Origin of the sequence: Oceanobacillus phoenicis (assembly GCF_047238145.1) — a bacterium.
GTDB lineage: Bacteria > Bacillota > Bacilli > Bacillales > Amphibacillaceae > Oceanobacillus.
Genome location: NZ_JBDFME010000001.1, coordinates 2,755,125 through 2,774,767, shown reverse-complemented (window position 1 = coordinate 2,774,767; position 19,643 = coordinate 2,755,125). Strand labels below are relative to the sequence as shown.

The following is a 19,643-nucleotide window of genomic DNA, read 5'->3' as shown; positions in this document are numbered from 1 at the left end:
AAATCGCCCCCTTTATAGAAAAATGATTTTTAATAATGTTGGAACAGAGATTTGACCTAATATCCAAGCTACTGCAATAATAACTGCCAATGTTAGTATTGCTTTCTTTTTAGCCTTCAAAAACATTGTAACCTTATTCATGTTCAAGCTTGGTATCCTCCTTTAGCCTGTGCGATCTTTTTAATTTATCGGCATATAAGTATCCAGGTATTCTTCCACTGTCTGCATATACCTGACATACAGGTCATTGTCATTTTGAAGTGCATGTCCAGAATGCGGGAATTCAATGTATTCATGTATGACGTTATTTTCTTCCAACGCATTCACAAGATGCTTCACTGTATCAAACGGGGCCACTTTGTCATATACACCATGGGCGACGACAGTAGGTACCGATTTCTCATTCACCCACATATATGCTGAAATTGGTTTGATTGCCTCATCATAAGCTTCCGTGCCGAACATATCCGCCGTAATTTCCGTACCGGACATGACTGAAAACAAATTGGCTGCTGCCTCTGGGTTCTGATCAAAGCCGTATGGAGACCAGTCTTCTGGGTAGAAGCTCGACGGCCCTACAGCCTCAAATAGCATCTTCACTGGAATCGGTGATTCATCCGCATCGCGGTATGCATAGAGCATTGCTAGCGTCCCACCTGCAGATCCTCCGGATATTGCCATTGAATCAAGGTTGTATCCTAACTTCTTTGCCTCTTCGACAATAGCAGGGATACTGCTCTTAATTTCCACTGACTGTGAATAAACGCTGGCTTCAGGGTGTTCTTCATTGCGAAGGGTGTAATTGATTCCTGCTGCCACATAGCCTTTAGAAGCCAGCCACTGCAGCATGCTTGCATCATCCAATTTATCACCCGTCGTGAATCCTCCCGCATGGAGATATACGACAAGACCATAAGTTTCTTTTGTATTATCAGCAGGTACATATAAATCAAATTTATTTGCTTCACCATCTCCGTAAGCAATATCGGTATAAGTCGTCCCAATCTCCTCATTCCAGTCTACGGAATATTTCTTTAACTCCGGAGAAGTATACGTCATTTTGAAGATAGCTGATCCTGCAAAAGAAACGATAAACGCCCCTACACACAGCAGAATAAACATGCCTACTTTGTTTCTTTTCTTTTTATCTTTTCTCATAGGAAATTACCTCCGAACAATGATCCGCCGACCATCAGATTAATAAACATTCGAACTGCCAATCTTCCTAAAATTAGACCGGCAATAATCACTATACCGAGAATAATGATTCGTTTTATAGTAAGAAAATGTGTCATATGTTTCTCCTTTATCTTCGTATTTTTAAATTCTATCAATTCTACTTGACAATCTAATGCATCAAGTGTACTCTTTCGATGTATCAAATGTACCAGCCCTTATCTGTAGGTTCAATACATACAAGGAAAATGGTACAAATACGGGGGGAATGTACCATCATGAATAACGAAGAAAAAAACACGTTTGTAAAAGAACAAATCACGGAAGCTACCATAAACCTATTAATGGAATATGAACTTTCCCAAATATCCATAAGTCAAATAACCACGAAAGCGCAGGTGAGCAGAAATTCTTTCTACCGAAATTATGTAGATAAAGAGGATATCTTACTGAAATACGTAAACAATTTAATTTCGAAGTGGGATGCGGAGTATCAATTAATAAATAAGGATTCCAATGCAGAACTATTTGGCAGCTTGTTTAAACACTTAAAAGAACATAGCGATTTTTACCTTTTGCTAAAAAAACGAAAGTTATTCTATTTGTTTTTAAATGTGTTTATCGAGCTTTATGGAGCTAAAACCGAACATGACAATATGGCTGCCTATGTTACATCTTTTATAACCTACGGAACTTATGGCTGGATTGAAGAATGGATTGGACGGGGCATGCAAGAATCAGCTGAGAGCATGTCGGCACTCCTCTCAACACACGGAATGAAGTAATCAAAAAAGTTCTGCTAGCCATCAAAATCTTCGTGAAATCGAATATTAGATTCTTTAAAGAAATCACTAGCATTTATTCATTTAATAGCATTAATTTATTTTTACATAAGGCTGTTAAGGTAAGTAATTCAATATTGAATGGAACCGTTAATAAGAGGAGTCTGAAATGAAAAATCTTATAACGCAGTACAACGATACTGTTAACAAAAAAATTATATTCAACGCGCTTTAATTGAGAAATGAAAAAAGCCTAATTTCTTCACAGTCAATGAGAAAATAGGCTTTTTGATATTAAAATTTCCTTAACGTTGTAAATCCGCATTTTCCTGACGCTACCCCTATTATTACTTTTAGCGCATCTAATTTTATTGAAGGATTAGTTGGATTTATTATAGTGGTTTTACTTATTTGGGTGTGGTTTAGTACTGGTTATCAAATTGCAAACGATATTGTTAAAGTAAAGGCTGGACCATTTAAAAAAACAATAAATATACAAGAAATTAACAAAATAAGTCAGAGGAAAAGTGTGTGTACAGCAGCTGCTTTAGCTACTGATAGATTGGTAATACAGGAAATATAATTTGGATATTCTTGTGTCTCCTAGGAATGAGTGTGATTTCATTAAACTCCTTCTGAGCAAAAAAACACAAATTCAAATAGAAAAAGAGTTCCCAAAAATATAAAATCTAAGATCCACTCATTATTTTTGGAATAGTCAATCTAAAAAGGTCTAGTTGTGTAATATCGCAATAGGGCGCGATTCATTAACAATGTATGTAGCCATATAGCGTAAAAAGGCTATTGCATAAGGATTATCAGCAACGAGCAGGATTATTATTGGATAAAAATATCGAATTACTTGTATAAAAAGTCACTTTAAAATCGGAAATGCGAGAACGTCATACTAAAAGTTGGTAAATCTATATGACGAGGAGGAAAATACGATGATAATTGAAAGAGTTACATCGCTTGAACAGTATAAGTTAGATTTACTAATAGAAGATAGTTTATCTGAAGGTTATAAATTTATAAAGAGATTAGTTGATGAATATACATTAGGGAGCAACAAATTTGATAATAATGGTGAGGCACTTTATGTTGCAAGAATTAATGACGAGGTTATAGGAATTGGGGGTCTTAATATTGACCCCTATCTTAATCTTTCCGATGTTGGACGAGTAAGGCATCTTTATGTTTTGCGTAAGAAGAGAGGTATTGGTGTAGGAAAGAAACTTCTAACTACAATAATTGATAAAGCAAGGGGGAGTTTTCGGACAATAAGGTTACTTTCTACTGATAATCCAGCTGCCGTTAATTTATATATAGAATGTGGATTCTCAAAAGTAGAAGGAATTCATAAAGCTAGTCATATATTGGAAATGTCAAAAGCTGATATTGAATGATTGGTGTTAAACAATACCAGCTAATAGCTGTAAATAATTAAAGCTAAAAAACTTTAAAAAAACATGTTACACTAAAATTGAACATACTAAATAAACCTTTTGATTTAAAGGAAAAAAAATAAGAAATTAAAGCAACTTACGCTTGGTCTACAAAGACTTCTTGACGTTTTAACATCGCATGAATCCAATGAACAAGCTTGTTTGCGCAAGCAATAATTGCGACTTTATGTGGCTTGCCTTCATTTCTTTTGCGATTATAAAAAGCAGTAAGCTTTTTGTTTCGTTCCTTGGCTAAACCGCATTGCACGGCCGTGTAAAGTGTTTGTCGCAATCTCGATGAACCTCTCTTCGTGATACGATTGATGGAAGCTTTAAATTTGCCGGATTCAAACACAGAAGGATCCAATCCTGCATAGGCTACAAAGCTTTTTAGGATGATCGAACTGATTGATATCACCAATTTCGGAAAGGATTGTTGCCGCAATCTTATCTCCGATGCCGGGTATGGATTGGATTATTCTGTATTCCTTAAAGGATTTAGCTAGAATACTTATTTCTTTTAATAATTCGGATAGGTGCTTTTGATACTGGAAAGCATATGAATATACATGTTCAAACTGACAAGTTGTCCATGGCTAATTGGAGACTGATAAGGATTGCGTCTTGCAGCTTCTTTTAATTGTCGTGCTTTGTCTAGAAACCAATCATAAGAGCATCTAGCTCCAAATTGTCGCATCTCCTCAACCAGACTTTCTTCCGAGAGCGCATGAACATTTATAGCAGTAGGATAACTCAATAAAGTGTTTAATGATAATTCCCCATAAAGATCACTAAAAACCCTATGGTATTCTGGGAATACTTGATCCAATGCTACTTGAAATTGAAGTTTTATTTGTACATAGCTGTCTGTTAAAGCACTGTGCTGTCTTGTTAAGAGACGCAAATTAAGAGCTTTCTCTGTTTTCTTTTGATAGATTTCAAGGTCTTCCTTGTAATAAAGCTCTCCCAAATGGTACGCATCAGCTTTATCCGTTTTTACTTGACGTAAACTTGTCTTTCTTGCCTCAAAAGAAACGACTGGATTAACCAAAAAGTAAGCTATATCGTGATTTTCAAGAAATTGAAGTACTGGCTCGTGATAGTGACCAGTAGATTCAAAGATTACAGCCGGAGGCTGACCAGAGATCTCTTTTACTTCCTGATAAAAGCTATGAAACGTTTGAAGACCTGGTAAATCAGGTGTGATTTTAAAACTTTGCTTATACGTTTCTTTTCTTTGTAAAAAGGCTTGAATCTGACTTTCACCTTTTGCGACATCCAAGCCAATGACAGGGTCCATATAAACCACGCACCTTTTAATAGATTTGCCGGTTCGCCTCTTCAATACTTATAGTGTCATAGCTTCGCTTGTTATACGGGATCTGAGTCCCAACCAGCCTCAAACATGTTTCTATAAGTAGAGGGTGGACAGTATTGCGGACGGGATCAGTCTCCCACGGGCGCGAACGTCCTACCCCGGCTACCTTAAGCATAATACTTATAAAAAATAGGTCAACCAGAAATGACTGGCTGACCCTATAATACGATCGGGCGCTTATCTTGAATATTGATAGGCGTCTAATCTGTGTGTTTTTACCATTATTATAGGAATATATTTTATTATACATTTCGCTTGTTGAATAAAGGATGTTTAAGCAGATCATACTGGAATCAAGTTAATTGATTCATAGTATGGGAGCGTGAAAAAAATGTTGTTGTCTGAAGCATGGGACAAGTACCACTCTGATAAAAGAATTGAAGGTTATTCTTCTCTTACTCTGAAGATGTATGGTTTCCAATGTAACCTTTTAAAGCGTTATTTTGGAGATATTAGAATATGCGATATTACAACAGAAAATTTGAAACAATACTTGGTTGAAGCTGGAGAACACTTAAAACCATCTAGTTTAGGACATCGTATACGATTTATTAGGTCGTTGTTTAAATGGACCCATGAGGAAGGTTATATTTTGAAAAATCCAGCTGCGAAATTAAAAGAACCTAAGTTAGGCAAACGAATTCCAAAGTTTCTTACCAAACATGAGATTGAACACCCCCGTGAGAGATGTCATACACCGATGGAAAATGCTTTGTTTGAATTTTTTTATTCGACGGGCTGTCGGATTGGAGAAGTTGCTAAAATAAATAGAGATGATATTAATTTCACTGGAAACTCGGTGATCGTGCATGGGAAAGGCGATAAGGAAAGAGAAGTTTATTTTAATATACGTTGTGCCATTTGGCTAAAAAGGTATCTAGAGGAACGTGAAGATAATCAACCTTGTTTATTTGTCACAGAGCGTAAACCTATAAGACGTATGAGTATAGATACTTTGAGACACATAGTTAAACGTATTTCTAATCGTGCTGGAATCAAAAAAACGATTCACCCACATCAATTACGGCACAGTTTTGCCACACATTTGGTAGACAATGGTGCCCCACTTGAAATAATTCAAAGCCTCCTTGGTCATGAAAAGAGTGAAACAACAAGAATTTACGCTCATCTCAGTGGTAAATTAAGACATGATTTCTATAGCAAGTATTTTTAAAGGATGTACTTTTTTTACCAATATATTCTAAATATTACCTTTTGTGTTAAAATTAATGGGAGTTTAGTGGGAAGCATGTAATTGAACTATAAATAAGCGCTATTCATGAATAGCGCTATTTAGTTGAATAATACTTCCTAATAAAACAGAATACTCATGTTAATTTTGACAGAGAGGTAAATAGCTAAATGTTGCACTAAGTACGGGCAAAAGAGATAAGACAACTATCATTTCAATAGTTGTCTTATCTCCTTTATATTAATTTCCGCCAAGAAGTATAGTTGGGTCGAGTCCTGGAGGGAATACTTCTTCAAAATGGTCATTATTCTCATATAAGTTATACCAAGCTTCAGCAATAAGATCTGGGTCTCCTTCTGTTCCAGGTTGTATCATGGCTCCGATTGAAAGATGTCCGATAAACACCCCTTTTTCATTCAACTCATTGTGCAGGTTTAAGGCATAATTACGCATACCAGCCCCAACGATTCCGGCATTTCCCGCATATGGTAAAGGGAAAATAGTAGATACGCCTGTTGTAAATAATATGGCACCAGAACCGTTACTTATCATATCTGGTAGCACCTCATTCACGGAAAGAATGCCAGCCAACAAATAGCTGTTCATAATATCTACTACACTTTGCGGCTTCGTTTCAAGCACAGAAGTGAATATATCCTCCTTAGCATAGGGGCTAAATTCTAGTACATCAATCGAACCGAATGCTTTTTTAGCTGATTGAATAGCTTGTTTTAAGGCAGCTAAGTCCGTAACATCGGCTACAAAAGATTGTGTTTCAATATTTAGTTCCTTGAGTTCACGTTCGATAATTGCTAATTTCTCAGGATTCCTTGCAATGGTCGCTACCCTAAAACCCTTCTCTCCGAATTTTTTTGCTATAGACAATCCTAATCCAGGGCCTGCACCAACGATAGCAATAGTTTTCATTTTTTATAAACTCCAATCTGTGATATATTAAAACAACATGTGTTGCTTTAATAAAAACTATACAGCCAATAAATTAGTACAACAACCAACAATCTACTGCAGAATGTTGCTATAGCCACAATATCACGAAATTGTCGGGCGGGAGGTGAGACAATTGGCAAAAGTAAGGAACCTACGTATTACACAAACGAAACAGTTCTTAATTAATGCTTTTTACAATTTAGCTTCTCAAAAAGATTTTGAAAAGATTACAATAGCTGATATAGCAAAGGGAGCGAAGGTTAATCGGGCTACATTCTATGCACATTTTAATGATAAATACGATTTAATTGACTATATTATGGAGGATTTTGCCTCAGCATCTATCGAAAGCCATACTTCAGATGATATGAAATTCGATCAGAATAGTATAACTCAACTCATTTTTGCAGTATGTGATTTTTATCAACAACCGAACATTGAATGTCGCAGCAGCTATGGTAAATGGGCCTTACCTCAAATGAAGGAAAAAATACTAAATGAATTAAAGGTATTTTTGTCGAAAAGTTTGGACCATAAGTATTCAGATAATGAAAAGGATATGTTCGTGCCAATTTTCACACAAATAATTCACGAAGGTGGATTGCAATTGTGTCTTGGTAAACATACCATGAAAAAGGAAGAAGTAGCCAAGAAGATTGCATCATTTGTAGTTGGTGGATTTCGGTCTTTTGAAGGAGTGTTACGCTAACCAGTAACGTTAGTTCAATAAAGAAGAGACTGTCTAGATTTGTGTGCCTAGTCAGTGACTGCTTTTTTTCAAGTCCATTTAGGTGAGGATCTCGTTTGAGCATATAGTAAACAGAAATGCCAAGTCGAACATGATTCAGGGCTTATGGTATACTTTCGTTAAAATGTTGGCAGTTCCACTCTTGTAATTACATGTTAAAGTCAAAGTTACGCAACAAATAAGCGCTTATCCTTGAATAAGGATAAGCGCTTATTTTTCATTGTAGGGCCTGAATAAGAGAAGGCATTATTCTAAATAAAGCGTGTTATAGGTAAGATGAACTGAAGAAAATATATTCACCATCTTGACAGCTAACGATATATCGGTTATTCTAAAATAACGATATATCGTTATTTTAGAATAAAATCAACAGGAGGTTGTGAATATGTACAAAAGACCCGATATGCCCCAATATCCTTTTTTAAAAGGACAGAGTCATTCTTATCATCATGGTGTCTTTAAAGGCGACAGATTCGACGCGGAATTTGGGATGGAAAACGGTAACTTTGACGGGCAAGGCGGACCTCATATTTTCGCAGGCAAAGAATCTGATGGGGATAATAGTGGTGAACGTTTTTTCGGGCGTGGTGATCTCAAGATTGTCTTATTAAAATTGTTACAAGAACAATCAAGACATGGATATGGATTAATTAAAGAGCTTGAGGAAAGGTTTAAGGGGTTTTATTCGCCTAGTCCTGGTTCCGTTTATCCTATTCTACAGATGCTTGAGGATCAAGATCTAGTTAATGTAATCAAAGAGGGTCGGAAAAAAGTTTATCATCTTACAGATGAGGGGCAAGCCTTTTTGAAAAAAAACCAAGATGAAGATCCTTTCACCTCAAGGATGAATTTGCTTGAAAATGTGAATCTAGACGAAATTCAGATTTTAAGATCTGACATTCAGAGTTTATTCCATGAATTTTTCAAGGTGGGCCGTCAAGCTATAGAAAAGCCCGAAAAAAAGGAACAACTACAAAAGCTGCTCGAAAAAACACGTGCAGAGCTTTTGAAAATAGGTGATGACGAAGAGAAAAACTCAGATGGTCAATAATTCTTAAAAATATAAAAGGAGACTTTAAATTGACAATTACACTTGACCACACAGTGGTATTCGCTAAAGATAATGATAAAGCTGCACACGAATTTGCAGAGAATATGGGCCTTAAACTTGATGGTTATGAAGGGATAGACAATAAGTTTGCAGAGGTGCAAGTTAATGACGATCTTTCTGTTTTCTTTATGACAATCGAGGATGATACTCCACAACAGCATTTGGCTTTCAGTGTTGATGGACATACTTTTGACCAGATTCTTGACCGACTTTGTAAAAGGAATGTCGCCTTCGGGAACAACCCGTTTGAAACAGACAATCAACGCACAGATCACCCTTTTGCTTCCCGTGGGGTGTTTTGGACCAATTTAGATGGTTGCCTATTTGAAGTTATGACTAATTAGCCATAATCAATGTTGATAAAACGTTGGATATTGCAAATATGGACTCTTTAGTTCTGCCGTAAACGGACGCAGTTGTTGAATAAGCACTGTGCCTAAATCGGGCCATTTTATGAAACAGAGTAAATTGAAAAAGGAAGGAGAATGTGCCAAGTGACAGAAAAAATTAAAAAGAGTGGTCCTAATCGATTAAGGAGTTGGATAATTAACCTTGGTGTATTTTTTATAGTGCTATTGGTTTTCTATACCATTGATGGAACATCTTTGGAACCAATTTTAAATGATTCAAACAACATAGCTGGTAGGGCAGCAGACGGGCTTTCAGAATCAAGGATCTTTAATGAATGGATCTCTCCATTTAGTTTCCCATTGTTTAATCTGGCCACGATCCTTTTCGTAATTGCTCTATTTGGAAAGGCGGTAACGGACATCTTTTCTATCAAGGAGAAAAGCAGCACCGTGGTTAATCTAATTCAATTTGATCCTAAACATTTTAGAAAAGGAATTGCTAAGATATTATTGGATTTCATTGAAAGTCATAAAAAAGCTTTTGAAACAATAATAGTGTCAGATCTGAAAAATGCACCAGCAAATCTTCTATGGATTCTCAAAGATCGAAGAAAAAAGAGTGGCAGAAGGTCTGTTTCTAACTTCTTTTAAAAAGGATTTTTAATAAGGTTCTATTTAGCAAACGGGTGTTTATCCAGAAGAGATATTATTCAAAAATTAGGCCAGATAGAAAGTATTGTGTTGATGACAAGGAAACAGAATGAGTAATGCAGGGAGGTACTTATGAAAACTCATTATTATCTAGGTTGGTTTAACAATTTTATTCCAGAGAATTTGGCTAGGGTTTTACATGAGGATATAACTGATAGAAAATCGCTTGTTATGATTAGCTCGAATCCATTTTCTTATGAAGATGATGGAGCTGTGGAACGATCGTGGCTTTGCAAGGCTGGCATTATATTTGATGAATATCATTTAATAAATTATCGAGTACAGAAGGAAGATGCCCAAACGATAATTCAAAATGCTTCAGTGATTTTCTTATTGGGTGGTAATATTCTTAAACAAAATGGTCTTTTGATGGAATATGAATTGTCGGATTTGATTAAAAAAAGCAGAGCAGTTGTGATGGGAGCAAGCGCTGGTGCGATCAATATGTCCGCTAAATGGTTATGCTCGAAAAACTTTGGAGATGAAATAAGAGCTGTTTACGACGGAATCGGACTTGACGATTTTTCCGTTCTGTCTCATTTTGATCTTGAAAATAACACTGCATTGGTTCTAAGTGAACTGTCTCCCTTATCGGAAGAAATGAATATTTATGCGTCGAACAAAGATTGCGCCATACGTACAAAGGGAGACAAAATCGACATTTTCGGCAATGTATATTTAATTTCTCACTCAAAGATTCATAAATTGAGTGAGACGATCTAGTTGTGGTGAATAGCTATGGTTACCAGTACCTAGTAGATATGTAGATGTCAAGATAACGCTTTAATTCGATCAAATGGTACTTTTTGAAACCATACTCATAACTACACCTAACGTGACCATCCAATTACATAATATTGCTTTTACAAAAACTACAACCATGCCATTAGATCCCATATTTGCATAATCAACTGTTTTTGTTTCAGCAACTGTAATTAGTTTTTGTACTAATACATGCTCATAAGAATGACCCATATTAGTGATGTTGATAAAGGTTAGTAAAGCATAAAAGCTACCACCTATTAGATGTCCAATAAATACCCAAAGCCAGTTATGTAGCATTTCACTGATCGTAGCTTTTTTCTCAATAACAGCTAACGGGATGAGTGCAAAATTTCCTGTAACTAATTCAAAACCAAGGAGGACAATCATAACAAATCCAATTGGAAATATAATAGCTCCTAACATACCAACATTCGTTTGTAATTCAAAGATAAACGCTAATGTTGTTGCAAATCCGAGAAGTGCAGCACCCATAAAGCCACGCATTAATAATTGTGTGATTGGTAATTTAGCTTTTTTTGATCCAGCTTCAACCATATTCTCTACAACTAATGACGGACTCACATAATCAATATCAACCCACCTCCATACAATAACGTTTCTTTAAATTGACTGTTACAAATTAATATACAACTTATTAAAAAGATAGTGAATGAACTTGTTAGATAATCTAACAAAGTATTTTTCTAATTAATTTACTAAACTGATTTGTTTCGAGTAAATATGATTTTTTACAAATGAGCTATCTTCTTATAAAAGTATCAGCCTGAAACGTGAACAGTTTTGTACATGGCAGTTTCATTGCGTGATATATTGATATTGATATCAAGACGGTAAAAACTATTAAATAAGTAATGTATATAAAAATCTTTTCCTCTAAATATAAAAGGAGAAAAGAGATTTTTTTGTTTTGTTTATCAAATACCCTTATGGGGTATATTGTTAAATGAGGAGGGATAAATATGAATCATGAACATAACCATCACCACAGTACAAATGAACATAATAATTATGGATCCCATGTTCATGATGGTCACCATGAACATATGATTGCAGATTTTAAGAGACGGTTTTTTATTTCTTTAATTTTAGCAATTCCAGTCATCATTTTATCTGATATGATTCAAATGATTTTTGGATATACATTATCGTTTAATGGAGATCATTGGGTAGAATTCATTCTTGCAACAGTTATCTTTTTCTACGGTGGATGGCCATTTATTACCGGATTATTCGATGAGATAAAACAAAAATCTCCTGGGATGATGACTTTAATTGGCTTTGCTATTTCTGTTGCATACGTATATAGTGCAGCAACGGTGTTTGGTGTAGAAGGTAATGACTTATTTTGGGAACTTGCGACCTTAATTGTGATTATGCTTCTTGGACACTGGATTGAAATGAAATCTGTTAACAAAGCTTCGGAATCATTAGAGGCGCTTGCAGATTTAATGCCACATGAAGCAACAAAAATTGATGCAGAGGGTAATACAGAAATTATTTCCGTTTCTCAATTACAAACTGGTGACAACCTTTTAATTAAACCTGGTGAAAAAGTTCCAGCGGATGCTGTGATTATTAAAGGAAAGTCCTCTGTGGATGAGTCGATGCTAACAGGAGAATCTGTTCCAGTAGAAAAATCAGTAAAAGATGAAGTAATCGGGGGTTCCATTAATACGTCAGGATCCTTAACCGTTGAAGTTTCAAAAACAAATGAAGAAGGATATTTATCTCAAGTTGTTCAATTAGTCAAAGAGGCTCAAGAAAGCAAATCGAAAACACAGATGCTGTCAGATCGTGCAGCGAAATTGCTATTCTATATCGCTGTTATTGCCGGTGTTCTAACATTTATCATTTGGCTTGTATTAGGGTATGGGATTGCAGAAGCAACTACAAGAATGGTTACGGTATTAGTAATATCATGTCCGCATGCACTTGGATTGGCAATTCCTTTAGTAGTTGCACGATCAACCGTACTATCTGCTAAAAAAGGCTTGTTCATACGAAATAGAATTGGATTTGAAGATGCTAGAAATGTGGATACAGTTGTATTTGATAAGACTGGAACATTAACAAAAGGAGAATTTGGTGTTACGGATATTATTACAGAAGGGGATTTTTCAGAGAATGATTTATTGCGAATAGCAGCTTCGGTAGAATCGCAGTCTGAACACCCTATTGCAAAAGGAATTATTAATGAGGCGATAAACAGAGATATTGATATCAGTTCTCCTGAAGAATTTAATTCTATTACAGGGGCAGGGATAAAAGCGGAATTAAACAATGAATCAATTCTGGCAGTCAGCCCTGGTTATATGGAGAAAGAGAACCTATCCTTTGATAAACAGCAGTTCCAACAATTATCTGAAGCGGGAAAAACAGTTATCTTTATCCTGAAAATTGATGAGCTTATCGGTATGATTGCATTAGCTGACCAAGTGAAAGAATCGTCCAAGGAAGCTGTAAGTCGTTTGCATGAACTTGATATCGAAGCACAAATGCTTACAGGGGATAATCAGAAAGTGGCTTACAGTGTAGCAAAAGAAGTTGGTATAGACGAAGTTATTGCAGAAGTATTGCCAGATGAAAAGGCAGATAAAATAAAACAATTAAAAACTAGGAATAAACGAGTAGCAATGACGGGTGACGGGATTAATGATGCTCCTGCATTAGCAAACGCAGATTTAGGTGTAGCTGTTGGAGCGGGAACGGATGTAGCGATGGATAGTGCCGATGTCGTACTGGTTAATAGTGATCCTAAAGATGTTGTTTCAATCATTGAGCTATCTCGATTAACCTACCGTAAGATGATTCAAAACATTTGGTGGGCGGCAGGTTATAATATTATTGCAATTCCATTAGCTGCTGGTATATTGGCCCCGTGGGGTATCATATTAGATCCTGCTGTTGGAGCGGTACTCATGTCACTAAGTACGATTATTGTTGCGATCAATGCAAGAACGTTAAATATGGAATAATGAAATAAAGAGCTATCTCACAATTTGAGATAGCTCTATTCGTTTATGAAGTCACTTCTTCAGTTGCTTTTTGATCCAATCCTACTTCTTTTATGCTCCAATTCCATAGTTTTTTTGCTTCATCTTCATTGACTTTACTATATTTTGTTGGCTGTAATTTTTTCTTATAAAAGTATCTGCCTGTCAGATGATCAATTTTCGGTTCGGTTGCTAAATATATAGCAGTTTCTGCACCTTCTTCTGATGTCAGGAAGAAGGGACGAAGGAGATTGTGTACCTTTTCACCAAACCCTGTTTGTCTATCTACTCCAAGGCTTGTGGATACCGCTCCAGGGTGCAGGGCAAACGTAGATACATTCGTACCTTCTAAGTGTTTATTCAATTCAAGGGTGAAGAGTATATTACATAATTTAGACTGTCCATATCCTTTAATGACATTAAAGGAACGATGGTTAAAATGCATATCATTATAATCTATGGTTCCCGCTTTATACGCTCCGGAAGCAACATTAATAATTCGAGCTTGATCCGATTTTTTCAACACATCTAAGAGAAGATTGGTAAGCAAGAAATGACCGAGATGATTAACACCAATCATTGATTCAAATCCATCTTCTGTTTTGGTATGTTTCATTGATACAACACCTGCATTATTGATTAGCCCATCAATTTTATCAAAGTCTTCTTTTATTTGATCTGCAAATTTATATATACTTTGCTTAGAACCTAAATCACATTGATATAATGAGATGTTTGTTGAGTTGCTTTCCTCGATTACCTTTTCTTTTGCTTCGTTACCACGCTTGGTATCTCTGCATGCCATAATTACATGAATACCTTTTTTTGCAAGTTCTATCGTCGTTGCCAATCCCATTCCAGCGTTTGCACCCGTTACAATTATCGTTTTATTTTGCATATAATTCTCCTTTTTCTTAGGATAAGAGTCTATACCCGTACTATTAAAGTTTAAAAAGGGATATAAAAAATATTGGTGAACCATGTTATTATTTATTATAATAAATATGTTGAAATAATTAAAAAATTAAGGAAGTTATTTAACTATGAAAGTACATATTGAAGAGATCACAAAAGAAAACTGGAGAGAGATTGCAACTTTAACAGTTGGATCTCATCAACAACATTTCGTGGAGAGTGTATCATATTGTCTAGCGGAAAGTTTTATCGAACAATATACGATTTCTCTCGGGTTATACGATGATGATGCACCTATAGGGTATGCAATGGTAGGATTTCACTCCGAGGAAAGGCAAAGCGCATGGTTTGATCGATTTATGATTGCTGCAGAACATCAAGGAAAAGGCTATGCACATCTATATATACCGTTAATCTTGGATTATATAAAAACTACCTATCAAGTTAGAACGATAAAGTTAAGTATCATATCTACAAATTATGTTGCAAAACAATTGTACGAGAAGTATGGGTTTGTGCTAACAGGGGAGACAGATCCGGAGGGAGAACTAATTATGGAACTAAACGTTGAAGATGGTGCTTGATAAGTTAAGTGTGTTATTTGGTTGTACAAGTAAAATATGAGGAGTAACCAACTATTGAAAAAGAAAATATATATCACTTTATTTATTGTTAGTCTTTTTATTAACATTTATTTTCTAGGAAAGTGGCTGTTAATTGATCAATGGTATGTAGCAAATGAAGAAGATGAAACAATCCTTGGAGAAATGGTAGTAAAAGCTATTAATTCGAATGATTAGAGAGATCAATGAAAATGAACAGATTATTAGTATTAAAACTTCAATAGACCAAAATAAGGGAGGAGTTTTTCCTTATCATTATGATGTTTTAGTATTTACGGATAAACATACTCATTTATTTGGTTGTGAAGATGATCGTTGTACAAAAGTAGAAAAATACAGCGAAATGTATTCCGAGTACCAAGATGAAAGTCTGATATTACCATTAAGCAATTAGTTCACCATAAACATATTATGTAAACTAAAAAACAAAAAACTAATAGATGCAGTAAGGGGAGTATAAAAATGACAAATAATATGACATCGATTAATTGATTTTCTAACATTATATATTGCTTGCTTTCGTTACATTACATGCTAATAAGGAGCTGCTTTCAATGTTGTTTTACGGGGATAGAATTCGATTAAGAAAATTAGCCAGTGAAGATGTCTCTATTTATCATAAGTGGAGAAATGATATAGAGGTCATGCATTTTACAAATCCGTCTTTAGATGTCTTCACATATGCTGATACTGAAAAATTCGTCAATAGCATAATTGAAGCTGAAAATTCTAAGGGATATATGATCGAGGAAGTTGAAACTGATAAGCCTATTGGTGTTACATCGCTGATTAACATTGATTATGGAAATCGTAACGCAGAGTGTATCATTGACATTGGAGATAAAGATTATTGGAGTAAGGGATTTGGGCGTGAATCTGTTAAGCTTTTATTGGACTTTACTTTTAAAGAATTAAACTTGCATAAAGTATATCTCCGAGTGTTTTCTTTCAATGATCGAGCAATAAATTTATATAAAAAGTTGGGATTTGTAGAAGAGGGGACATTAAATGAACAGCTTTATCGGGATGGAGCCTGGCATGATATCATCTTCATGGGGCTTTTAAAAAGAAATTATAAGGAATAAGACAATAGTATTTATGTTCCGTATGTAAATAATCTTGACGTATCACTAAGGAATTACCACTTAGCTGGACACAAGATTGGTATGTAAATGAGGTGACTTAATCAAATGTTAGATGAAATAGTGTTAAGGGATGGGAAAGTATTGCATTTCCCACAAGGATGTAATAATGCGCCACGAAAAGAATTACTCGTTCAATTTTATGCCAACATATTAGAAAGTCGATCTAGTAATCTTAGTCAAGTCGTATCGCCTGCAATTACATGGAAAGAAATTCACAATACTTACGTAGAAGGAGCGGAGAACATAAATTTATGGCTGATTGAGCGACATAAAGATATAGAAGAAATGAACATAGAATCCATCATCACACATGGAAAAGAAGCTGCGGTTAAAGGAACGTATATATCAAACAATGAGTTAACCTATTTTTGTGATGTATTCGAATTTAAAAGCGCAGGAAAACAAGCTCCAATTATAGAAGTGACTTCATTTAGAATGAATGAGTAAAATATGTGTTAGAGGATGGAGATATAGGAGTAATGACGAAACAAGGTATTATAGATGTTGCTGTATTTATCATTGTTTTAGCGGTTGTTTGGTACATTATTGGTAGAGCTTTTCTGTATTTTACTTTAGGTACATTTACTAATACTACCTCAATATTTTTGTTTTTAATCCTGCCAATCATCATTAGTATATTAATTTTCGCTCTATCAAAACAATTAGATTAGACGGAATATTTCAATAAAGTGCCGATTCCAAGGGTTAGGAACACTTGTTCTTATTGGAGGGGATAGAGCGTATGACAAGAAAAATCATTCTTTTAACCGTTTTTTTCTACATAATACTATTAATTGGATGCTCTAATAATATAACGGGATATATCGTTGGGATAGAGGGCAATGATATATATTTATCTGAGGGTATGACGCAGGAAGAATATAATAAATCTCAAGATAAAACAGTTCAACAGTTAATAGATGATAATGTCTCTTTAATTGACTTAAGGTATGATGGAGACCAAGAGTTCAAACCTGGTGATTACGTAATAGTAAAATTAGACGGAGATATTATGGCATCTTATCCAGAACAAGCAATAGCAAAAGATATAACGATTATTCAAGAGTGAATAAGTAATGAGGGAGGATTACCATGTCAGCAGATAGTCCAAAAGAAGTTTTGTTAATAAATAGCGAGGAACAATTTAAAAAGTTACTTGAAATAATCGAGTCAGTACCTTACAGAAAAAGAAAAATCTCAATTGATACAGAAGAAAGAGATAAGAATTTCCGGGATGTATGCATGCATTTATACGAATGGCATGCAATGCTTGAGCGATGGTATAGAGAAGGGATGAATGATGATGTACCTTCGATGCCTGCACCTGGGTATAAATGGAGAGACATTAACCAATTAAATATACGAATTCGAGATAGTTATCAGGATGTAAAAATAAATCAGGCGATAAATAAGTTAAAACTAAGCCATAACAGAGTGATGAAATTAATTGAGCTGCATACCGACGAAGAAATTATGACAAAGAAATACTATAAATGGACGAAAACGAGTAATCTTTTAGGTTATTTTGCAGCAAACACCTCGAAACATTACCAATGGGCGATAAAAAAGTGTGAAGTTATTGCAAAGGAGATCAATGAAATTGAAGTGTAAGGCTTTTAAAGAGGAGTAGGTTATCTGAGAAATCTTATACCTCATTTTATTATCTAGGTTAACTTGAATGATTTTTTCACATTGAAATAAAAGTTAAACTTTAAATATATCTGGAGTGGATTTTATGGTATATGTATTTATTCATGGACTTGGGCAAAGCTCATCTAGTTGGGATAATGTTATTTCTTACTTACCAAGACACTACCGTGCAACGTGCCCTGATTTAGTTAGAATGGTTAATCATAAAGATGTTACTTATAACAACCTGTACAATAGTTTTGTAAAATACTGTGAAGATATGGATGAACCATTACATCTTTGTGGATTGTCATTAGGCGGAATATTAGCGTTAAATTATGTCGTTGATTTTCCAGACAAGGTAAAGTCTTTAGTATTAATCGGAGCACAATATGAGATGCCGAAACTACTACTAAAATTTCAAAATAGTATTTTTCGGTTTATGCCAAAGTCTGCTTTTGGAAAAATGGGGTTTAAAAAGGAACATTTTATTCAATTAACAAATTCAATGGTAGATTTAAATTTCAGCAAAGATTTAATCGATATTTCTTGTGATACATTAATTGTTTGTGGAGAGAAAGACCACGCAAATAGAAATGCCTCAAAAAATTTGCTAGAGCTTATTCCAAAATCAAAGATTCAGTTCATAACGAATGCTTCACATGAAATAAACGTACAAGAACCTAAAAAATTAGCAGAAATATTGGAAGTTTTTTACGAAAATTCCCGTATATATATATCTAATAGAAGTATAAATGATTAAAAGACCGCTAAAGCTCATAGACTTTTTAAAAATAATTTATTACAGAAGGATTTGGTAACATTTGATTACAGAATTAAATAATGCAGACTTTTATAAATGTAAAGGGTTGCTTAGTGAACAAAGTCAATTGGAAGCTAAAGCAATAGTCCTTGGTGTGAATCCTGGTCGCATTTTTGTGGATGATGCCGATTCTCCCACTTCGGGACTTATTTGGTTAGGTAATAATGATGGTTTTATCTTTATTGGAAATGAGAGCAACGAAAAATTCAATTCCAATATAAACTAGTTTATTGAAAAGATAATTATACCAGAAGCAATAATGGTAGGATTAGATTGGTTCGAGGCTATTGGTAATCATAATAAATGGGATGACACTATTAAAAGAGTCTTTAAAAATCGTAATCTTGGAAGCTGGAATCAGAGAGTTTATTTGTTGCAAAAAACAGATTACAAAGGAAATTATAGACTTCCTACTGAACTTGGATATAGTGTTGTTAAGATTAGTGAAATACTCTATAACAACACTGATCATTCGATTATAAATATTGAATTTCTACATTCCAAGATATTAGAGTTTTGGCCTTCACCTGATAAATTCTTTAGTGAAGGAATTGGTTACTGTATGGTGTATCAAAGTGAAATTGTAAGTGTCTGTTTCTCTGGGTTTGTAGTTGATAAGATTCACTGTATTGATATCGAAACGCTTAGAAAGCATCGTGGTAAGAAGTTAGCCCAAAGAGTAGCAATAGCTTTTGTAGAAGAATATATGGATAAACATCTCGTTCCGTATTGGGATTGTATGGAATCTAACAAGCCCTCGATGGCAGTAGCGGAGAATATTGGATTTAGGAGGGTATTGAACTATAAAGGGTATGAATTTAAGTTAGAGTAATTTCTTGAAAATAATTTGAATAAATAATTATCTTTTGATAATCAGGCTATATTTAT

The 19,643-nt window shown here is 34.8% G+C and carries 25 protein-coding genes and 2 pseudogenes; 20 read left to right on the top strand and 7 right to left on the bottom strand.

The features are described 5' to 3' along the window. Positions 1-12: 12 nt before the first annotated feature. Genes ABC346_RS13915 through ABC346_RS13905 form a run of 3 tightly spaced genes read right to left on the bottom strand, consistent with a single transcriptional unit; the run spans position 13 to position 1,382 of the window. The gene (locus ABC346_RS13915; protein WP_413235410.1) at positions 13-147 is read right to left on the bottom strand and encodes a hypothetical protein; all 135 of its coding nucleotides are present in this window, start codon (positions 145-147) and stop codon (positions 13-15) included. A gap of 33 nt (positions 148-180) precedes the next feature. Further along, positions 181-1,158 (bottom strand): alpha/beta hydrolase, encoded by a 978-nt coding sequence (locus ABC346_RS13910; RefSeq protein WP_413235409.1) that lies wholly within the window; start codon positions 1,156-1,158, stop codon positions 181-183. Then, a complete protein-coding gene (locus ABC346_RS13905) occupies positions 1,155-1,382 on the bottom strand; it encodes a hypothetical protein (RefSeq protein WP_413235408.1) in 228 nt (75 codons plus the stop codon). Before ABC346_RS13905 ends, ABC346_RS13910 begins: the two co-directional genes overlap by 4 nt. A 72-nt stretch (positions 1,383-1,454) precedes the next feature. Here ABC346_RS13905 and ABC346_RS13900 point away from each other — a divergent pair, with 72 nt between their 5' ends. The 3 genes from ABC346_RS13900 (at position 1,455) to ABC346_RS13890 (ending at position 3,364) form a co-directional block, all read left to right on the top strand. Continuing rightward, positions 1,455-1,961, top strand: coding sequence for a TetR/AcrR family transcriptional regulator (locus ABC346_RS13900; protein ID WP_413235407.1), 507 nt, complete (start codon positions 1,455-1,457; stop codon positions 1,959-1,961). 394 nt (positions 1,962-2,355) lie between these two features. Continuing rightward, positions 2,356-2,541: a PH domain-containing protein gene (locus ABC346_RS13895; RefSeq protein WP_413235406.1), complete on the top strand. Its 186-nt coding sequence runs from the start codon at positions 2,356-2,358 to the stop codon at positions 2,539-2,541. Between the two features lie 364 nt (positions 2,542-2,905). After that, positions 2,906-3,364, top strand: coding sequence for a GNAT family N-acetyltransferase (locus ABC346_RS13890; protein ID WP_413235405.1), 459 nt, complete (start codon positions 2,906-2,908; stop codon positions 3,362-3,364). A 136-nt stretch (positions 3,365-3,500) separates the two neighbouring features. On the opposite strand, the pseudogene ABC346_RS13885 reads toward ABC346_RS13890, so the two are convergent. Further along, a pseudogene (locus ABC346_RS13885) lies at positions 3,501-4,703 on the bottom strand (IS110 family RNA-guided transposase). 409 nt (positions 4,704-5,112) lie between these two features. Between ABC346_RS13885 and ABC346_RS13880 the strand changes: the two are divergent. After that, on the top strand, positions 5,113-5,955 hold the full coding sequence (locus ABC346_RS13880; RefSeq protein WP_413235404.1) for a tyrosine-type recombinase/integrase: 843 nt from the start codon (positions 5,113-5,115) through the stop codon (positions 5,953-5,955). 258 nt (positions 5,956-6,213) lie between these two features. On the opposite strand, the gene ABC346_RS13875 is transcribed toward ABC346_RS13880, so the two are convergent. Then, positions 6,214-6,900 carry an SDR family NAD(P)-dependent oxidoreductase gene (locus ABC346_RS13875; protein WP_413235403.1) on the bottom strand — a complete coding sequence of 229 codons (687 nt, stop codon included), beginning with the start codon at positions 6,898-6,900 and terminating at the stop codon, positions 6,214-6,216. A 154-nt stretch (positions 6,901-7,054) separates the two neighbouring features. On the opposite strand from ABC346_RS13875, the gene ABC346_RS13870 reads away from it, so the two are divergent. The 5 genes from ABC346_RS13870 (at position 7,055) to ABC346_RS13850 (ending at position 10,564) form a co-directional block, all read left to right on the top strand. After that, positions 7,055-7,630 (top strand): TetR/AcrR family transcriptional regulator, encoded by a 576-nt coding sequence (locus ABC346_RS13870; protein ID WP_413235402.1) that lies wholly within the window; start codon positions 7,055-7,057, stop codon positions 7,628-7,630. A gap of 424 nt (positions 7,631-8,054) precedes the next feature. Then, positions 8,055-8,720: a PadR family transcriptional regulator gene (locus ABC346_RS13865; protein ID WP_413235401.1), complete on the top strand. Its 666-nt coding sequence runs from the start codon at positions 8,055-8,057 to the stop codon at positions 8,718-8,720. 29 nt (positions 8,721-8,749) lie between these two features. Next, positions 8,750-9,124: a VOC family protein gene (locus ABC346_RS13860; protein WP_413235400.1), complete on the top strand. Its 375-nt coding sequence runs from the start codon at positions 8,750-8,752 to the stop codon at positions 9,122-9,124. 150 nt (positions 9,125-9,274) lie between these two features. Continuing rightward, a complete protein-coding gene (locus tag ABC346_RS13855) occupies positions 9,275-9,781 on the top strand; it encodes a YfzA family protein (protein WP_413235399.1) in 507 nt (168 codons plus the stop codon). 132 nt (positions 9,782-9,913) lie between these two features. Further along, positions 9,914-10,564, top strand: coding sequence for a Type 1 glutamine amidotransferase-like domain-containing protein (locus ABC346_RS13850; RefSeq protein ID WP_413235398.1), 651 nt, complete (start codon positions 9,914-9,916; stop codon positions 10,562-10,564). A gap of 69 nt (positions 10,565-10,633) precedes the next feature. On the opposite strand, the gene ABC346_RS13845 is transcribed toward ABC346_RS13850, so the two are convergent. Then, entirely contained in the window at positions 10,634-11,188 is a 555-nt protein-coding gene (locus ABC346_RS13845; protein WP_413235397.1) for a formate/nitrite transporter family protein, read from the bottom strand. A 398-nt stretch (positions 11,189-11,586) separates the two neighbouring features. On the opposite strand from ABC346_RS13845, the gene ABC346_RS13840 reads away from it, so the two are divergent. Next, positions 11,587-13,602, top strand: coding sequence for a copper-translocating P-type ATPase (locus tag ABC346_RS13840; protein ID WP_413235396.1), 2,016 nt, complete (start codon positions 11,587-11,589; stop codon positions 13,600-13,602). A gap of 43 nt (positions 13,603-13,645) precedes the next feature. Here the strand turns inward: ABC346_RS13840 and ABC346_RS13835 are convergent, their stop codons facing one another. Beyond that, positions 13,646-14,518, bottom strand: coding sequence for an SDR family oxidoreductase (locus tag ABC346_RS13835; RefSeq protein WP_413235395.1), 873 nt, complete (start codon positions 14,516-14,518; stop codon positions 13,646-13,648). 145 nt (positions 14,519-14,663) lie between these two features. Here ABC346_RS13835 and ABC346_RS13830 point away from each other — a divergent pair, with 145 nt between their 5' ends. The 10 genes and pseudogenes from ABC346_RS13830 (at position 14,664) to ABC346_RS13785 (ending at position 19,587) form a co-directional block, all read left to right on the top strand. Next, positions 14,664-15,119 carry a GNAT family N-acetyltransferase gene (locus ABC346_RS13830; RefSeq protein WP_413235394.1) on the top strand — a complete coding sequence of 152 codons (456 nt, stop codon included), beginning with the start codon at positions 14,664-14,666 and terminating at the stop codon, positions 15,117-15,119. A 54-nt stretch (positions 15,120-15,173) separates the two neighbouring features. Further along, positions 15,174-15,335, top strand: coding sequence for a hypothetical protein (locus tag ABC346_RS13825; RefSeq protein WP_413235393.1), 162 nt, complete (start codon positions 15,174-15,176; stop codon positions 15,333-15,335). Beyond that, positions 15,328-15,552 (top strand): hypothetical protein, encoded by a 225-nt coding sequence (locus tag ABC346_RS13820; RefSeq protein WP_413235392.1) that lies wholly within the window; start codon positions 15,328-15,330, stop codon positions 15,550-15,552. Before ABC346_RS13825 ends, ABC346_RS13820 begins: the two co-directional genes overlap by 8 nt. 160 nt (positions 15,553-15,712) lie before the next feature. Then, positions 15,713-16,243 (top strand): GNAT family N-acetyltransferase, encoded by a 531-nt coding sequence (locus tag ABC346_RS13815; RefSeq protein ID WP_413235391.1) that lies wholly within the window; start codon positions 15,713-15,715, stop codon positions 16,241-16,243. A 105-nt stretch (positions 16,244-16,348) separates the two neighbouring features. Next, on the top strand, positions 16,349-16,750 hold the full coding sequence (locus ABC346_RS13810) for a hypothetical protein (protein WP_413235390.1): 402 nt from the start codon (positions 16,349-16,351) through the stop codon (positions 16,748-16,750). Between the two features lie 32 nt (positions 16,751-16,782). Next, on the top strand, positions 16,783-16,974 hold the full coding sequence (locus tag ABC346_RS13805) for a hypothetical protein (RefSeq protein WP_413235389.1): 192 nt from the start codon (positions 16,783-16,785) through the stop codon (positions 16,972-16,974). A 71-nt stretch (positions 16,975-17,045) separates the two neighbouring features. After that, the gene (locus tag ABC346_RS13800; protein WP_413235388.1) at positions 17,046-17,372 is read left to right on the top strand and encodes a DUF3221 domain-containing protein; all 327 of its coding nucleotides are present in this window, start codon (positions 17,046-17,048) and stop codon (positions 17,370-17,372) included. A 23-nt stretch (positions 17,373-17,395) separates the two neighbouring features. Continuing rightward, on the top strand, positions 17,396-17,914 hold the full coding sequence (locus ABC346_RS13795; protein WP_413235387.1) for a ClbS/DfsB family four-helix bundle protein: 519 nt from the start codon (positions 17,396-17,398) through the stop codon (positions 17,912-17,914). Positions 17,915-18,038: 124 nt separating this feature from the next. Continuing rightward, complete coding sequence (locus ABC346_RS13790) at positions 18,039-18,695, top strand: alpha/beta fold hydrolase (protein ID WP_413235386.1); 657 nt, start codon at positions 18,039-18,041, stop codon at positions 18,693-18,695. A gap of 61 nt (positions 18,696-18,756) precedes the next feature. Beyond that, positions 18,757-19,587: pseudogene (locus ABC346_RS13785) on the top strand (GNAT family N-acetyltransferase). The last annotated feature ends 56 nt before the right edge of the window (positions 19,588-19,643 follow it).

Bases quoted from the DNA above. Each gene is read 5' to 3' on its own strand.
- ABC346_RS13910 (WP_413235409.1), bottom strand. From the start codon at position 1,158: ATGAGAAAAGATAAAAAGAAAAGAAACAAAGTAGGCATGTTTATTCTG.
- ABC346_RS13900 (WP_413235407.1), top strand. From the start codon at position 1,455: ATGAATAACGAAGAAAAAAACACGTTTGTAAAAGAACAAATCACGGAA.
- ABC346_RS13890 (WP_413235405.1), top strand. From the start codon at position 2,906: ATGATAATTGAAAGAGTTACATCGCTTGAACAGTATAAGTTAGATTTA.
- ABC346_RS13880 (WP_413235404.1), top strand. From the start codon at position 5,113: ATGTTGTTGTCTGAAGCATGGGACAAGTACCACTCTGATAAAAGAATT.
- ABC346_RS13875 (WP_413235403.1), bottom strand. From the start codon at position 6,900: ATGAAAACTATTGCTATCGTTGGTGCAGGCCCTGGATTAGGATTGTCT.
- ABC346_RS13865 (WP_413235401.1), top strand. From the start codon at position 8,055: ATGTACAAAAGACCCGATATGCCCCAATATCCTTTTTTAAAAGGACAG.
- ABC346_RS13850 (WP_413235398.1), top strand. From the start codon at position 9,914: ATGAAAACTCATTATTATCTAGGTTGGTTTAACAATTTTATTCCAGAG.
- ABC346_RS13840 (WP_413235396.1), top strand. From the start codon at position 11,587: ATGAATCATGAACATAACCATCACCACAGTACAAATGAACATAATAAT.
- ABC346_RS13835 (WP_413235395.1), bottom strand. From the start codon at position 14,518: ATGCAAAATAAAACGATAATTGTAACGGGTGCAAACGCTGGAATGGGA.
- ABC346_RS13830 (WP_413235394.1), top strand. From the start codon at position 14,664: ATGAAAGTACATATTGAAGAGATCACAAAAGAAAACTGGAGAGAGATT.
- ABC346_RS13820 (WP_413235392.1), top strand. From the start codon at position 15,328: ATGATTAGAGAGATCAATGAAAATGAACAGATTATTAGTATTAAAACT.
- ABC346_RS13815 (WP_413235391.1), top strand. From the start codon at position 15,713: ATGTTGTTTTACGGGGATAGAATTCGATTAAGAAAATTAGCCAGTGAA.
- ABC346_RS13810 (WP_413235390.1), top strand. From the start codon at position 16,349: ATGTTAGATGAAATAGTGTTAAGGGATGGGAAAGTATTGCATTTCCCA.
- ABC346_RS13805 (WP_413235389.1), top strand. From the start codon at position 16,783: ATGACGAAACAAGGTATTATAGATGTTGCTGTATTTATCATTGTTTTA.
- ABC346_RS13800 (WP_413235388.1), top strand. From the start codon at position 17,046: ATGACAAGAAAAATCATTCTTTTAACCGTTTTTTTCTACATAATACTA.
- ABC346_RS13795 (WP_413235387.1), top strand. From the start codon at position 17,396: ATGTCAGCAGATAGTCCAAAAGAAGTTTTGTTAATAAATAGCGAGGAA.
- ABC346_RS13790 (WP_413235386.1), top strand. From the start codon at position 18,039: ATGGTATATGTATTTATTCATGGACTTGGGCAAAGCTCATCTAGTTGG.